Here is a 14,647-nt window from a genome sequence, read left to right on the forward strand (position 1 = left end):
AAATCGAACGAGCGCCTGCAGCATGCCTTAGGGCCTTGCGCGGTGCGGTGGAAAAGATACGTGAGTGACCCCGACAGCGGCTCAGCGCCGCAAGCAGACGGGGCGTCGGAAGCAGAGCGCAGGAAGGGTAAATCCTCCCGGCGCGCGAAGCGTAAGCGCGGTCACGGCCGCCCGAATGCTCATTCTGCGGAGGCCAGCCAGGCAGGCAACAAGCCCAGCCAGGCGGCGCAACGCCCAGCAGAGGATGAGGCCGGCTCACCGGCCAGAAAGCGCAAGCGTCGACGCCGTGCACGCGGCGCAGCGCATGGTGGTGCGCAATCCGCTTCCCAAACGCAGCAGCAGCTTTCGCCTGCGCCGGAACACCGTGCGGCGGCGGATCACGGCCATGCCTCATCCCATAAGAGCGGCAAGAACCGGCGCAAGCATCGCAGCAAGCGCGGCCTGCAGGGCCGGCCCTTGGCGCATGAGAAGACGGCGCAGATCGTCGCTCCCGCGAGCATACCTGCGAAAGCGCACGCCCCGGCCCATGACGATCATCGCCCGAACCGGCAATCGCAGCCGCGACGCGAAGGCCAGGGGCAGCATCACTATGCCGAGGCTGATTCCCGCCCGCTCGACCTCTATGCCGCCCTCGATCTCGGCACCAACAATTGCCGCCTGCTGATCGCGCAGCCGACACGCCCCGGCCAGTTCCGGGTGGTCGATGCGTTTTCCCGCATCGTACGCCTGGGCGAAGGGCTCGGCGCCAGCGGACGCCTTTCGAGCGATGCCATGGATCGGGCCGTGGAGGCGCTGCGCATCTGCGCGGCCAAGCTGAAGACGCGCGAAATCCGCCGCATGCGGCTGATCGCGACCGAGGCCTGCCGCGCGGCTGACAATGGCGAGACGTTTCTTTCGCGCGTGACCGAAGAGACGGGATTGCAGCTCGAGATCATCGATCGCGAGACCGAGGCGCGGCTTGCCGTTTCCGGTTGCTCGTCGCTTGTGGGGCCGGAGGCGCGCTCGGTCGTGCTGTTCGATATCGGCGGCGGCTCTTCCGAGATTGCCGTCATCCGTATCGGCGAGAACCGCTCCAGCCGGCTTGCCAATCACATCACCCATTGGACCTCGCTGCCAGTCGGCGTCGTGACGCTCTCGGAGCGGCATGGCGGACGCGACGTGACGCCGGAGCTGTTTGAGACGATGGTGTGCGAAGTCCAGCGCATGCTCGAGCGTTTCGATTGCCCGCCGGTGCAGGGAGCCGCGCGAGACAGCGACGATTTCCATCTGATCGGGACTTCGGGCACGGTGACGACGCTCGCCGGCGTCCATCTTGATCTGCCGCGCTACGATCGGCGTCGGGTCGACGGTGTTTGGTTGTCGGACGACGAAGTGAGCGCGATGCAGGCCAAGCTCTTGTCCTGGGATTTTGCCGGCCGCGCCGCCAATCCCTGCATCGGGCCGGATCGCGCCGATCTGGTGCTGGCGGGCTGCGCCATTCTGGAGGCGATCCGCCGGCGCTGGCCAAGCCCGCGCATGCGGGTTGCCGATCGAGGCCTGCGCGAGGGGCTGCTGACTGACATGATGGCGGATGACGGTGTTTGGCGGCGTGGCCGCTCGCGCCGGGGTCATCGACCGAGGGATATGAAGGGGCCGCAGACGTGACCAAGCCAACCATCGCCGGCAACCGCACAGGCCGCAAGCTCGGCCAGCGCGTCAAAAAAAAGAAGCTGAAGGCCTCGTCGCGGCAGTGGCTGCATCGGCATATCAACGATCCCTATGTTCAGCGTGCCCAGCTCGAAGGCTATCGCGCCCGCGCCGCTTTCAAGCTGCTGGAGATCGACGAGAAGCATGAGATCCTGAAGGGTGCGCGCCGCATCATCGACCTGGGCGCTGCGCCCGGCAGCTGGTCGCAGATCGCCGCCAAGGTGACCGACTCGACCGAAGATGACATTCGCGTCGCCGCCATCGATTTTCTGGAAATGGCGCCTCTGCCGGGCGTTACCGTGCTCCAACTCGACTTCCTGGAGCCGGATGCGCCGCAACGGCTGCTCGATGCCGTCGGCGGCGCGCCCGATGTCGTGCTTTCGGATATGGCCGCGCCGACGACGGGCCATCACCGCACCGATCATCTGCGGACGATGCACCTCTGCGAAGTTGCAGCGCATTTCGCCGTCGAAGTGCTGGCCGAAGGAGGGCACTTCCTTGCCAAGACCTTCCAGGGCGGCACCGAGCGCGACCTTCTGGCATTCCTGAAGCAGAACTTCCGCCAGGTCGTCCATATGAAGCCGGGCGCATCCCGAGCCGAGTCGGTGGAAATGTTCCTGCTGGCGAAAGGCTTCAAGGGCCGGAAGCCGGACGGCGAGACGGAAGAAAAGCAATCCGCCGCCGGTCGTTAAATCCGGCGATCTCCAATCGATAAATCGACGAAACCCTCGTTACGCTGCGGCTTTGCCGAAGCGTAACGAGGATTGCATCATCATTTTGCAACCGGCTGCTGTATCTGCGGCTGCAGGGCGTCGACGCGCTTGAGACCGGCCTTGTGGCCGGAAACCATGGCGCCGGCGCTGCGATCCATCCGGATGAAGGGGATCGTCGCAAGCACGGTCAGCACCGAGATGCAGAAGAAGGCGATGTGGAAATCGCGGACCTGCAGTTGCGTGCCGCTGAAGAAGGTCGAGGCTTCCAGGATCATGGCGGCGACGGCGACGCCGAGCGCGAGGCTGATCTGCTGCATGACGGAGCTCATCGACGTTGCCTGGCTCGCCTGCTTGTCACTGATATCGGCGAAGGCGAGCGCATTGATGCCGGTGAAGAAGAACGAGCGTGAGAAGCCGCCGATCAGCAATATGCCGATGATGATGAGATGCGACGTCCAGGGCTGGAAAAAGCCGGTGCAGATGGTGGTGATGGTCGTGATGGCCGCGGCTGAAAGTAGCGCCGTCTTGAAGCCGACGGCGGTAAAGACCCGGCGGGCAATGAACTTGGTGGAGATGGCACCGATCGCCCCGGCAAAGGTGATGAGGCCTGACTGGAACGGGTTGAGGCCGAAGCCGAGCTGCAGCATCAACGGCGTCAGGAAGGGCATGGCGCCGATGCAGATGCGGAACAGCGTGCCGCCGGTCACCGAGGCGCGGAAGGTGGCATTCTTCAGCAGCGACAGGTCGAGGATCGGAGCCGGGTGACGGCGCGCGTGTCCGATATAGAGGAAACCGCAGACGAAACCGATAACGACGGCGGAGATGCCGATGTAGGGCGGCAATGCCGGCAGGCTGATGACGGACATGCCGAAGACCACGCCGGATGCCGCAAAGGATGTCAGCAGGAAGCCGATGAAATCGAGCTTCGGCGGCATGGTCGCTTCCACGTCGGGCAGGAAGATCGACGACAGGATGACGCCGAGAATGCCGACGGGAACATTGATCAGGAAGATCCAGTGCCAGGAGGCGTAGGTGGTGATGAAGCCGCCGAGCGGCGGGCCGGCGAGCGGGCCGACAAGCGCTGGAATGGACAGCAGCGCCATGGCGGAAACCAGATCGCTTTTCTGGGTGGTGCGCACCAGCACGAGGCGCCCGACCGGCGTCATCATCGAGCCGCCGACGCCCTGCAGGAAGCGGGCGAAGACGAACTCCAGCAGGCCGCCGGAAAAGGCGCACATGATGGAACCGATAACGAAAACGCAGATGGCGACGCGGAAGATGTTCTTCGCGCCGAAGCGATCCGCCATCCAGCCGCTGATCGGGATGAAAACCGCCAGCGACACCATGTAGGAGGTCAGCGCCAGCTTGAGCGTGATCGGCCCGACATGGAGATCGTTGGCGATGGCTGGCAGCGCCGTCGCGATGACGGTGGAATCCATCTGTTCCATGAAGAGAGCGACGGCGAGGATCAACGGAACGATGCGATTCATAGGCATCCGCCTTGATAGGTCTGTCTTCGGGAAGGCTGTCGCTGGGCGCGCGATAGCCGCTCTGTAGTCTTGTGCGAGGCTGCTGCCAATCCCGGATCTTGCACCATGAACGCTTGGGGATCACGTCTTCGTGATATCCGCCACCGCACGATGTGGACCGCAGGATTTGACATATGCTAAGAGCATGGAAATGCTAAACGCATAAAACGTCGCCCGGTGTATTAGCGGATTTGGATTGTCTTGTCATGACCAATTTTTCGGTCAAGCAGCACGTCTTTCCTGGCCGCTGCTGCCGGCGATGTCGATAGGCGCAGCTTACGTTGCGCATCAGCACAAGGAGTGAGATCATGACCGCTGTCCCGCCCCCAGACACGCACCAGTTCAAATTGGGATCCTGCACCATCACCGTCGTCAAGGACGGCGCCAACATCATGGACAATCCCTGGGAGACCTTCGGCTCCAACCAGGCGCCCGATACCGTGCGCAAGCTGCTGGAGCAGAATTTCCTGCCGACGGAAAAGCTTGTTAACAGCTATGCGCCTGCCATCATCGATACCGGCTTCGATGTGATCGTCGTCGACACCGGCTTTGGCGCTGCCGGCCGCGCGCGGGGCCTCGGCCGGTTTCGCGAGGGGCTGAAGGCAGTCGGCTACACGCCGGAGCAGGTCACCGTCGTCGCCCTGACGCATCTGCATGGCGATCATATCAGCGGACTGATGGAGGAGGGCGGCCCGGCCTTTCCGAATGCTCGCTACGTCAGCGGCGAGATCGAATATGGGTTCTGGACCGATAAGGCGCGCGAGGGAACGTCGGCGGAAGGCGGCCACAAGGCCGTGCTTGCCAATGTCGTGCCCTTTGCCGAGAAGATGACCTTTCTGAAGGACGGCGACCGGATCGTCAGCGGCATGACCGCCATGCTGGCTCCGGGCCATACGCCCGGCCATCTCGTTTTTCATCTGGAATCCGACGGCAGGCAGCTTGTTATGACCGGCGACACCGCTAACCATTATATCCTGTCGCTCGGCCGGCCGGATTGGGAAGTCCGTTTCGATGCCGACAAAGCACAGGCCGCCAAGACCCGCCGGCGCATCTTCGACATGATCGCCGCCGACCGCATTCCCTTCCTCGGCTTCCACATGCCTTTCCCCGCCGTCGGCTTCGTCGAAAAGCAGCCGGAAGGCTTCCGCTACATTCCGAAAACCTATCAGCTGGACGTTTGAGATAAGCAAACCAAAGTAAACGGGATCGCACCTGCCGGACGTGCGATCCCGTTTCAGTTCTGGACGATGGCACTTTGCCCGAGGCGAGGCTCAGTGCCTGCCATCAGCCGTCGTATGTTGGCCCGATGGCGTATGATCACGTAAAGGCCGCCCGCGATCACCAGCAGCCGATAGGATAACGGTTGTTCCAGGCCGCAGATGAGGGCAATCGCGGTCAGGGCCGCCAGGATCGAACCAAGCGAGACAATCCGAAAAACAGCCAACACCAGACCAAAAATCGCCAGAGCCCCTAGACCCGTTGGCGAGGATATCGCCAGCAGCAGGCCAAGTCCGGTCGCGACGGATTTGCCGCCCTTAAAATTCAACCAAACCGGACGGCTATGCCCCAGCAGCACGGCAAATCCTGCCAGGCAAACAGCCCAGGGCACCCAGATTTGCGGATTAAGCGCGGTCGGCGGTGTCACAGACGCCAATGTAGAGAGCCAAGGATAAAACCAACGGGCGAAGACGATCGCCGCGGCACCTTTCAACACATCGACCAGGAGCACTGCCAAGGTGGGCCATTTCCCAAGCGTCCGCAATACGTTCGTTGCGCCGGTGGATTGGGAACCAAGCTCCCGAATATCAACGCCCTTGAGCAGTCTCCCCGCCAGATAGCCCGTGGGCGCGGAGCCGAAGAGGTAAGCGATCGCCAATCCAATTGCGCTCGCTATCCAGAAAGTCATAAATGCCACCTCGTCTATGTCTTTGCCGTCGTGGATCCCGGCCGGAATTGCGATGTCGCAAAGCTCATGACTGAACGACAGTTTTGCATTCAGTATCATTGCGAACGAAGGGTAGTCCCAGCAATCGCGTTTCGCTGCACCTCGCACGAAAATATTCTCAACGTTCCAATACTGACAACGAGATGCACCAAACGGCCTCAATCGTGCGGCCGCGGTCGAATTCGGTGTTGAAGCCGGGATTGGCATATCTGCCCCGCGCTTTTTGCTATTCACTTCCTGTCATAGACGTGTTACCAGCCCTCGCCAACTTCCAAGCAACACTTGCAAGATCGCCCGGTAGACGATTCGTTCCGGGCTTTCCTGTTTTTCACAGACGAAGGAATTGGCCATGGCACGCATTATTGAAACGTCTACCGGGTTGGATGCCCTCACATTCGATGACGTGCTCCTGCAGCCGGGACACTCCGAGGTCATGCCGGGCCAGACGAATATCGCCACCCGCATCGCCCAGGATATCGAGCTCAACCTGCCGATTCTCTCCGCTGCCATGGACACGGTGACGGAAAGCCGCCTCGCGATCGCCATGGCTCAGGCCGGTGGCATGGGCGTTATCCACCGCAACCTGACGCCGGTGCAGCAGGCCGAAGAGGTTCGCCAGGTCAAGAAGTTCGAAAGCGGCATGGTGGTCAACCCGGTCACCATCGGTCCGGATGCGACGCTTGCCGAGGCGCTCGGCCTGATGAAGGCGCACGGCATTTCCGGCATCCCGGTCGTCGAAAAGTCGCATCGCCTCGTCGGCATCCTCACCAACCGCGATGTCCGTTTCGCCTCGGATCCCCAGCAGAAGATCTACGAGCTGATGACCCGCGAAAATCTGATCACGGTCACGGAAAGTGTCCAACAGCAGGAAGCCAAGCGCCTGCTGCACAAGCATCGCATCGAAAAGCTGCTCGTCATCGATGGCGATAGCCGTCTGGTCGGCCTGATCACGGTCAAGGATATCGAGAAGTCGCAGCTGAACCCGAATGCTTCGAAGGATGCGCAGGGCCGCCTGCGCGCCGCTGCCGCCATCAGCGTCGGCGATGACGGCTTCGAACGCGCCGAGCGCCTGATCGACGCCGGCGTCGACCTCCTGGTCGTCGATACCGCTCACGGTCATTCGCAGCGCGTTCTGGACGCCGTCACCCGCGTCAAGAAGCTCTCCAACTCGGTCCGCATCATGGCCGGCAACGTCGCTACCTATGACGGCACGCGGGCGCTGATCGATGCCGGCGCCGACGCCGTCAAGGTCGGTATCGGTCCCGGCTCCATCTGCACGACCCGTATCGTTGCCGGTGTCGGCGTGCCGCAGCTGGCCGCCATCATGTCGGCGGTGCAGGCGGCGCAGGATCAGAACATCCCTGTTATCGCCGACGGCGGCATCAAGTTCTCCGGCGACCTGGCAAAGGCGATCGCCGCCGGCGCATCCGCCGCCATGATCGGCTCGCTGCTCGCCGGCACGGATGAAAGCCCGGGCGAGGTCTATCTCTACCAGGGTCGCTCCTTCAAGGCCTATCGCGGCATGGGCTCCGTCGGGGCCATGGCGCGCGGTTCGGCGGACCGTTACTTCCAAGCCGAGGTCCGCGACACGCTGAAGCTTGTGCCGGAAGGTATCGAAGGCCAGGTTCCCTACAAGGGGCCTGTCTCCGGCGTGCTGCATCAGCTCGCAGGCGGCCTCAAGGCTGCTATGGGCTATGTCGGCGGCGCCGATCTCAAGGACTTCCAGGAGCGCGCGACCTTCGTTCGCATCTCCGGTGCGGGTCTGCGCGAAAGCCACGCCCATGACGTTACGATCACCCGTGAAAGCCCGAACTATCCGGGTGCAGGCGGCTGATTGATGGCGGATCGCGCTCAGGACAGCGCCAGGTCCTTGCAGGGCCTGGCGGCGATCCTCGCGGCTCTCTCGCTGGCGCTCTTCGCCTGGATCTACGCCGGCTTCGTCAGAGCGTTCAGCGAAGCCGCAACCGGCCAGCAGATGCTCGATGCGCGCATCGGCGGCTATGAGCGCGACGACGTCATCGCCATGCTGGGCTACCTCAAGGATCATCCCGATCCTGCCGAGATCCTGCATTCCATGTATCTCGGGCCGGAGCTGATCTTTCCGCTGGTGCTGGGTGGGTTGCTGTTCTGCCTGATGCGGCTGATCGGGCCGGGCGGCTTTTTCTTCGGCCGACCGATCCCTCCCGGCGCGACCGCAGTCATTTTCTGCTTGCCGATCTTCTATACGGTTGTCGATTATGCCGAGAATATCGCCGGTCTCATGCTTTATCCGCCGGCGACGCCATCGGACTCGACCGTGGCGCTTCTTGCAAGCGTACTGCCTGTTATCGTCAGGCTGAAATTCCTGACGCTGGTGGTGACGGTTATTCTACTGGCCCGGTTCGCGATTTTTCGCTACCTGTCGCGCGACGGCGCGCGGCCGTCCTGATTGATCCTATCGACTTTCGGAGATTCCAAAGGAGTTGGCGGCGTGACCGGCTATGAAATGTTTTGGCCCATGGTGGCGCATGCGGTGCTTGTCTTCATTCTCTATGCGCTCCTGGGATGGCGCCGCCGCGTACTGGTGAAGGCCGGCCGCATCCAGCCCGAGCAATTTCGCGAGAACCATCCCGCCAACGAGCCGGCCGAAAGCCTGGTGGTGCGAAACAGCCTTGCCAATCAGTTCGAGCTTCCCTTGCTCTTTTACGCCTGCTGCATCGTGCTTTATACCAGTCAGGCGGATAATCTGCCGGCCGTGATCCTCGCCTGGGTCTTTGTCGCCACGCGCTACGCTCATGCTTTCGTGCATGTGACCAGCAACAACCTACGCTATCGCAGCCCACTCTTTACGCTCGGCTTTATGGCACTCGTCGGCATGTGGGTCTGGCTCGGCATCTGGCTTGCCTTCTCCTGACACCACGTATGTTATCGCGATGACAACCTGCGGTAACGTATTTGTGTTTTACCTTTACCGTTACCCCGCCGCCCACTGATCTATCTTGTCAGCGGGTGGCGGTCGCTTTGCGTCTGCTGCCGGGGAAAATGGGAGAACAGGACCATGAGCACGGAAAAGCCCGTTGTGACGCAGGCGATGATCAACGCCTATGACGAATACACGCATCTGACGCTCGATCGTCGGGGTTTCATGGAAAAGCTGACCAAGCTTGCGGGCTCCGCCGGCGCTGCTGCCGCGATCGCGCCGCTGCTCGCCGCCAACAAGGCAAGCGCCGAGGTCATCGCCGCCGATGACAGCAGGCTGGAAGCAAAGGATGTGACCTATGCCGGCGGCAAGGGCGAGATGAAAGGCTATCTCGTTCGCCCGAAAGACGCGGCCGGCACGCTCGGCGGCGTCATCGTCATCCACGAGAACCGTGGTCTCAATCCGCATATCCGCGATGTCGCCCGCCGCATGGCGCTGGAAGGTTTCGTGGTACTGGCGCCGGATTTTCTCTCTCCGTCCGGCGGCACGCCTGACGATGAGGACAAGGCACGCGATATGTTCACCGGTCTCGATCCAGCATTGACGGCCGCCAATGCCGAAGCGAGCCTGACCTATCTTGCCAAGGCCGATGGCGCCAACGGCAAGGTCGGCGCGGTCGGCTTCTGCTGGGGCGGCGGTCTCGTCAATCGTTTCGCGACGATCTCGCCTGAGCTGAAGGCAGGCGTTGCCTATTACGGCGCACAGCCGCAGGCAAGCGATGTGCCCAATATCAAGGCGGCTCTGCTCTTGCATTATGCCGGCCTCGACGATCGCATCAACGCCGGTATCGATGCCTATCGCAAGGAGCTGCAGGCGGGTGGCAAGACATTCGAGATCTTCGTCTATGACGGGGTCAACCACGCTTTCAACAATGACACTTCGGCTGCCCGCTACGATAAGCGGGCGGCCGATCTCGCCTGGGGCAGGACGGTCGATTTTCTGAAGAAATATGTATCGTAACGACACAAGCCGTTAATAGCGGCGTGTCAGCCATCCGTTGATTACCGAGGTCGAAACCATGTTCCGGCCTCGATTTTCATAACGGCAACGGCACCTAAGTAATGATTAAAATTGGACTTTTCCCGTTTACGCGCATTGAACGCGTCTGGTGTCATAGCGTCTGCCGTGTCCAGCGTCGTTCAGTATGAAAATGAAACGGAGAAAGAATGAATCCGGATAGGCCCGACCGCGTCACGTTCCGCAAAAGGCCGCAGCAGGAGCGAAGCATTCAGCGCGTCGACGTCATCCTATCGGTCGCTGCCAGGCTGATCGCCGAAAAGGGCGTCAGCGCGATGAAGATGACGGAGCTCGCCGCTGTCGCGGGGATTCCGATCGGTTCCGTCTATCAATATTTCCCGGACAAGGCCGCAATCGTCGGAGCCCTGCTTGACCGGCACTCCCGTCTCATTCAGCAAAAGGTCGGGGAAGCTTTTTCGACCGTAACATCGCTCGATCACGCCATCGACTTGGTCTGCGGCATGATCGATTGGTACTACCACGAGTTTCGCAGCGATCCCGCCTATCTTGGCGTCTGGCTCGGTACGGATATCGACAGGGATATCCTGCAGCTCAACATACAGCACAGCAATCGCGTCGCCGACATATTCCTGACAAGCATTCGGCCATTCCTGCCGGCTGAAAGCCGCATCGACCTGACGGCGCGCACCCAGCTTTTCAGCCATCTGATCGGCGCATCCGTTCGCTTTGCCATCATGAGCGACAATGAGATGGCCGTGCGCATGCTGCATGAATGGAAGCAGGTGATCCGCACAACTTTGCTGGCGGAACCGGCCCCGTAACTTTGACGAAAGGTAATTGGTTGGTGAGCCCCGAGGTCACCAACCCGGCAGAATATGCCCGGCGCGCAGCCGCGGATAGAAGCGCGTTAAGGTCTTCACCTCGCCATCGAGGTCATCGTCGACCGCAGCCGGCGTGATGTTGTCCAGGCAGGCCGAGATATGCGCCGTGATCGCGTTCATCAATGAAACGGAAAGCCCAGGCCGCTTCATGATGCCGATCTGCACCGGCGGTAGCGGCGGGAAGCCGTCCGCCTGGGTCAGCACCTTCATGCCGGTCCTGAGCGCGGATTCCGGCATGACCGATACCGCCATGCCGGCAAGCACGGCCGCGGCAACGACGGTGCAGGACCAGCTGGTGAACAGGATCTGATAGTCGCGGCCACCGGCATCGAGCGCCGAGCAGGCGAGCTGGCGCCACTGGCAGTCGCGCCGCCCGACCGCGAGCGGAATGGGCGCATCGTCGCGCAGCGGATGGTTGGCCGAGCCGACCCAGCAGAGCGGTTCCGTCCTGACCACATCCGACATCCGCTCGCGCGGATTATGGGTGACCAGCGCGATGTCGAGTTCGCCGCGATGCATGCGCTCGGCAAGATCCACCGAGGGCTCACAGACGATATAGAGCTCGACATTCGGATGCGTCTTGGCGAAGCGGCCGATGATCTCGGGCATATAGCGGTCGGCATAATCGTCCGGCGTGCCGATGCGCAGCGTGCCTTCGAGCCTGTTGTCGTCGAAAGCCGCCATCGCCTCGTTGTTCAGGCGAATGATGCGACGGGCGTAGTTCAGCAGTTTTTCGCCTTCGGCCGTCAGGCGGTTGCCGCGCCCGTCCTTGATGAAAAGCTGCTTGCCGACGCGCTCTTCCAGCCGGCGCATCTGCATGGATACGGCCGATTGCGTCTTGAACACCCGGTCGGCCGCCTTGGTGAAGCTGCCGGAATCCACGATGGCGATGAAGGTCTGCAACTGATCGATATCAAGCGGCGCGGACATGAGTTCACCTATAAAGGAGTTTGATAGTTATCATTAGAAACATTCGTTGGACTGATCAATAGGGCTTTGGCATCTTCCTAATGCAATTCAGCATACCAATCGAACAGACACTCTTGTCGAACTCCTCCCGGCCTCCGCCCTTTTTCCGGATCATCGGAAAGGGGCTTGGCTGGCGTGTGCCGCAAAGGAAGGACTACGGAAATGCGCACGACAGATCGGACCCTTGACCTCGGCCTTGCAACGCCATCGCTGTCGCTGACGGCACGCATGATGCTTGCTTTGGGCAATGTCGCATCGACCTGGCGCGCAATCCGAAATCGTAAGGAAATCGAATATCTGAATGAGCTGAACGATAATCAGTTGCGCGATATCGGCCTCACCCGGCAGGATTTGAACGCTGCGCTGACCACCTCGACCTTTTTCGGGGATCCGTCCGGCCATCTCACCAATTCCGCGCGTCGCTGCTCGCGCATCTCCGGCTTCAGCAGCGTTAGAGGCTGATGGCGGACAATAGTTTCCCCGCAGGGTGATAGCCAATAAGCCCTGCCTCTTTCCCGGTGTTCGGCCTAAGGGCCAACACCGGGTTTTTTCTTTCTGGAGACCGTGTTTTCGCAATGGATCATACGCGGACAAGTTGCCTCCGGCAGCAATTGTCTTATCTTCATGTGATCAGATAGCAGGGATTCGACGATGGCAACGGTGATCTTCTTCCACTCCGTCTACGGCTTGCGCTCGCTCGAGCATGAGGCGGTCGAGCGCGTTCAGGCCGCGGGGCACAAGGCTTTCGCGCCGGATCTCTATGATGGGCTGATTGCCCGATCGATCGAAGAGGGCTTCGAATTCAAGGATGAGATTGGCTGGCCGACGATTTGCGAGCGGGCGGAATGGGCATTGGCCGGCCTGCCGGCATCGACCGTGCTTGCCGGGTTTTCGATGGGTGCCGGCGTCGCATCCAGCCTCTGGCCCAAACGGGAAAAGACGGCCGGTGTCCTCTTGCTGCATGGCCTTGCCACCATTGCCGACAATGCCCGCAAGAACCTGCCGCTGCAGCTTCATCTGGCCGACCCCGATCCGTTCGAACCGGCGGAGGAGGTTGCTGCCTGGCGGCAGGCGGCGGACCGATCCGGCATATCGGCGGAAGTCTTCACCTATCCGGGCGGCGGCCACCTCTATACCGATACCAGCCTGCCCGATTACGACGCCAAGGCGGCCGATCTTACCTGGAAGCGCGTCATCGACTTCCTGGATGCCATCGACGCCAAGGGTTGAACTTGCCTCTGACTTTGCGCGCCGGACTTGAACTGAAGCCGCTCGCCGCTTAGTTTATGGGCATCAGCAATACCAACAGGATGTGTGCAGCAATGGATTCCACCTCGACCGCAATGCCGTTCAGCCTTGCCATCAGGGAAATTCTTGCTCATGCCCATATCCATCGTTCTATCCAATCTTTCGTGGTCCACGCCTGACGGCCGGCCGCTCTTTTCCCATCTCGATCTGAGCTTCGGCGCCGAGCGCACCGGCCTTGTCGGCCGCAATGGCGTCGGCAAGACGACGCTGGTAAAGCTCATCGCCGGAGACTTGCTGCCGCAATCCGGCAGCATCTCCTTCAACGGCAGATTGGGCATCCTGCGTCAGAGCGTGCAGGTGAGGGCGGACGAAACCGTTGCCGATCTCTTCGATGCGAGCGAAGCCCTTGCCGTCCTGAAGCGCGCGGAAGCTGGCGAAGCGACGAATGAAGAGCTCGCCTCGGCGGACTGGACGCTCGAGGCGCGCATCGCCGCGGCACTTGACCGCGTCGGGCTTGACGTCACGCCGGAAACGCCCCTCGTGACGCTATCCGGCGGACAGCGCACGCGCTGCGGCCTTGCAGCCCTTATCGTCGACGATCCCGATTTCCTGATTCTCGATGAACCCACCAACAATCTGGACCGCGATGGTCGCGCCGCGGTGATCGATCTGCTCTCCGGCTGGAGGGCGGGCGCCATCGTCATCAGCCACGACAGGGAGCTGCTCGATACCATGGATGCGATCGTCGAGCTGACATCGCTCGGTGCCTCGCGCTATGGCGGCAATTGGAGCCAGTATCGTGAACGCAAGGCGCTGGAGCTTTCCGCCGCCGAGCATGATTTCGCCGAGGCGGAGAAGCGAGTCGCTGAAGTGGAGAGGAGCGCGCAGGCGGCCGTCGAGCGACAGGCCCGGCGGGACAAGGCGGGCCGGAAGATGGCGGCCAAGGGCGGCATTCCGCGCATCCTGCTCGGCGGGATGAAGGAGCGAAGCGAGATGACGAGCGGCGAAAATACGCGGCTCGCCGAACGACGCCGCGCTCAGGTCCTGCAGGATGCCGCCGCCGCCCGCGAAAAGATCGAGATTCTGCAGCCGCTGACCGTCAAGCTGCCGACATCGGGATTGCCGGCAAACAGGATCGTCTTGCGGATGGAGGGCGTCACAGCCGGTTACGAACCTGAACGGCCGATCCTGCGCGATTTTGATTTTGTCATCACCGGACCGGAGCGCGTCGCCATCACCGGGCCGAATGGCTCGGGCAAGACGACGCTGCTGGCGCTGATATCAGGTGCGCTGGAACCCTGGAGCGGAACGGTGCGGGTCGTCCGTTCCGCTCTACTGGACCAGAGGGTCAGTCTCCTCGGCCCATCGCTGTCGATCCGCGACAATTTCCGCAAGCTCAATCCGAATGCCGATGAGAATGCCTGCCGTGCCGCCCTGGCGCGCTTCATGTTCAGGGCCGATGCCGCGCTGCAGGTCGTTTCCAGCCTCAGTGGCGGCCAGCTTCTGCGTGCCGGGCTCGCCTGCGTGCTTGGCGGCTCAGTGCCGCCCTCGCTATTGATTCTCGACGAACCCACCAACCATCTGGATATCGATTCCATTGCGGCGGTCGAAGCCGGGCTGCGCGCCTATGACGGCGCGCTTCTCGTCGTCAGCCATGATGAGGTGTTTCTCGATAACATCGGAATCGAGAGACGGCTCGAGCTGCCTGCCCGAACTGTCTCCAATAGCTGAAGATCGCG

14 protein-coding genes are annotated in these 14,647 nt (G+C 61.7%); 11 read left to right on the plus strand and 3 right to left on the minus strand.

The window, feature by feature from the left end:
* Positions 1–60 precede the first annotated feature (60 nt).
* Together HGP12_RS20170 and HGP12_RS20175 are read left to right on the plus strand one after the other, a co-directional pair.
* Entirely contained in the window at positions 61–1,644 is a 1,584-nt protein-coding gene (locus HGP12_RS20170; protein ID WP_168840946.1) for a Ppx/GppA phosphatase family protein, read from the plus strand.
* Positions 1,641–2,378 carry an RlmE family RNA methyltransferase gene (locus HGP12_RS20175; RefSeq protein ID WP_168840945.1) on the plus strand — a complete coding sequence of 246 codons (738 nt, stop codon included), beginning with the start codon at positions 1,641–1,643 and terminating at the stop codon, positions 2,376–2,378. The genes HGP12_RS20170 and HGP12_RS20175 overlap by 4 nt, the downstream gene beginning before the upstream one ends.
* Positions 2,379–2,458: 80 nt before the next feature.
* On the opposite strand, the gene HGP12_RS20180 is transcribed toward HGP12_RS20175, so the two are convergent.
* On the minus strand, positions 2,459–3,889 hold the full coding sequence (locus HGP12_RS20180) for an MFS transporter (RefSeq protein WP_168840944.1): 1,431 nt from the start codon (positions 3,887–3,889) through the stop codon (positions 2,459–2,461).
* Between the two features lie 347 nt (positions 3,890–4,236).
* Between HGP12_RS20180 and HGP12_RS20185 the strand changes: the two genes are divergently transcribed.
* On the plus strand, positions 4,237–5,109 hold the full coding sequence (locus HGP12_RS20185; protein ID WP_168840943.1) for an MBL fold metallo-hydrolase: 873 nt from the start codon (positions 4,237–4,239) through the stop codon (positions 5,107–5,109).
* 53 nt (positions 5,110–5,162) lie between these two features.
* Here HGP12_RS20185 and plsY read toward each other — a convergent pair whose 3' ends face one another.
* Positions 5,163–5,834, minus strand: a complete 672-nt coding sequence (plsY, locus tag HGP12_RS20190; RefSeq protein WP_168841107.1) for a glycerol-3-phosphate 1-O-acyltransferase PlsY — start codon at positions 5,832–5,834, stop codon at positions 5,163–5,165.
* A 388-nt stretch (positions 5,835–6,222) separates the two neighbouring features.
* On the opposite strand from plsY, the gene guaB reads away from it, so the two are divergent.
* The 5 genes from guaB (at position 6,223) to HGP12_RS20215 (ending at position 10,631) form a co-directional block, all read left to right on the plus strand.
* Entirely contained in the window at positions 6,223–7,707 is a 1,485-nt protein-coding gene (gene guaB, locus HGP12_RS20195; RefSeq protein ID WP_168840942.1) for an IMP dehydrogenase, read from the plus strand.
* Between the two features lie 3 nt (positions 7,708–7,710).
* A complete protein-coding gene (locus HGP12_RS20200; protein ID WP_168840941.1) occupies positions 7,711–8,301 on the plus strand; it encodes a hypothetical protein in 591 nt (196 codons plus the stop codon).
* A gap of 42 nt (positions 8,302–8,343) precedes the next feature.
* Positions 8,344–8,766, plus strand: coding sequence for an MAPEG family protein (locus HGP12_RS20205; RefSeq protein WP_168840940.1), 423 nt, complete (start codon positions 8,344–8,346; stop codon positions 8,764–8,766).
* A 144-nt stretch (positions 8,767–8,910) separates the two neighbouring features.
* A complete protein-coding gene (locus HGP12_RS20210) occupies positions 8,911–9,792 on the plus strand; it encodes a dienelactone hydrolase family protein (protein ID WP_168840939.1) in 882 nt (293 codons plus the stop codon).
* A 206-nt stretch (positions 9,793–9,998) separates the two neighbouring features.
* Positions 9,999–10,631, plus strand: coding sequence for a TetR/AcrR family transcriptional regulator (locus HGP12_RS20215; protein WP_168840938.1), 633 nt, complete (start codon positions 9,999–10,001; stop codon positions 10,629–10,631).
* A 36-nt stretch (positions 10,632–10,667) separates the two neighbouring features.
* Here the strand turns inward: HGP12_RS20215 and HGP12_RS20220 are convergent, their stop codons facing one another.
* On the minus strand, positions 10,668–11,621 hold the full coding sequence (locus HGP12_RS20220) for a LysR substrate-binding domain-containing protein (RefSeq protein ID WP_168840937.1): 954 nt from the start codon (positions 11,619–11,621) through the stop codon (positions 10,668–10,670).
* Between the two features lie 201 nt (positions 11,622–11,822).
* Here HGP12_RS20220 and HGP12_RS20225 point away from each other — a divergent pair, with 201 nt between their 5' ends.
* The 3 genes from HGP12_RS20225 (at position 11,823) to HGP12_RS20235 (ending at position 14,639) form a co-directional block, all read left to right on the plus strand.
* The gene (locus HGP12_RS20225; RefSeq protein ID WP_168840936.1) at positions 11,823–12,122 is read left to right on the plus strand and encodes a DUF1127 domain-containing protein; all 300 of its coding nucleotides are present in this window, start codon (positions 11,823–11,825) and stop codon (positions 12,120–12,122) included.
* A 189-nt stretch (positions 12,123–12,311) separates the two neighbouring features.
* Positions 12,312–12,890 carry a dienelactone hydrolase family protein gene (locus HGP12_RS20230; RefSeq protein WP_168840935.1) on the plus strand — a complete coding sequence of 193 codons (579 nt, stop codon included), beginning with the start codon at positions 12,312–12,314 and terminating at the stop codon, positions 12,888–12,890.
* A gap of 150 nt (positions 12,891–13,040) precedes the next feature.
* Entirely contained in the window at positions 13,041–14,639 is a 1,599-nt protein-coding gene (locus HGP12_RS20235; RefSeq protein WP_168840934.1) for an ABC-F family ATP-binding cassette domain-containing protein, read from the plus strand.
* Positions 14,640–14,647: the final 8 nt, after the last annotated feature.

The organism is Rhizobium sp. P28RR-XV, from assembly GCF_012641385.1.
Classification (GTDB): Bacteria; Pseudomonadota; Alphaproteobacteria; order Rhizobiales; family Rhizobiaceae; genus Rhizobium.

Bases quoted from the DNA above. Each gene is read 5' to 3' on its own strand.
- HGP12_RS20180 (WP_168840944.1), bottom strand. From the start codon at position 3,889: ATGAATCGCATCGTTCCGTTGATCCTCGCCGTCGCTCTCTTCATGGAA.
- HGP12_RS20185 (WP_168840943.1), top strand. From the start codon at position 4,237: ATGACCGCTGTCCCGCCCCCAGACACGCACCAGTTCAAATTGGGATCC.
- plsY (WP_168841107.1), bottom strand. From the start codon at position 5,834: ATGACTTTCTGGATAGCGAGCGCAATTGGATTGGCGATCGCTTACCTC.
- guaB (WP_168840942.1), top strand. From the start codon at position 6,223: ATGGCACGCATTATTGAAACGTCTACCGGGTTGGATGCCCTCACATTC.
- HGP12_RS20200 (WP_168840941.1), top strand. From the start codon at position 7,711: ATGGCGGATCGCGCTCAGGACAGCGCCAGGTCCTTGCAGGGCCTGGCG.
- HGP12_RS20210 (WP_168840939.1), top strand. From the start codon at position 8,911: ATGAGCACGGAAAAGCCCGTTGTGACGCAGGCGATGATCAACGCCTAT.
- HGP12_RS20215 (WP_168840938.1), top strand. From the start codon at position 9,999: ATGAATCCGGATAGGCCCGACCGCGTCACGTTCCGCAAAAGGCCGCAG.
- HGP12_RS20220 (WP_168840937.1), bottom strand. From the start codon at position 11,621: ATGTCCGCGCCGCTTGATATCGATCAGTTGCAGACCTTCATCGCCATC.
- HGP12_RS20225 (WP_168840936.1), top strand. From the start codon at position 11,823: ATGCGCACGACAGATCGGACCCTTGACCTCGGCCTTGCAACGCCATCG.
- HGP12_RS20230 (WP_168840935.1), top strand. From the start codon at position 12,312: ATGGCAACGGTGATCTTCTTCCACTCCGTCTACGGCTTGCGCTCGCTC.
- HGP12_RS20235 (WP_168840934.1), top strand. From the start codon at position 13,041: ATGCCCATATCCATCGTTCTATCCAATCTTTCGTGGTCCACGCCTGAC.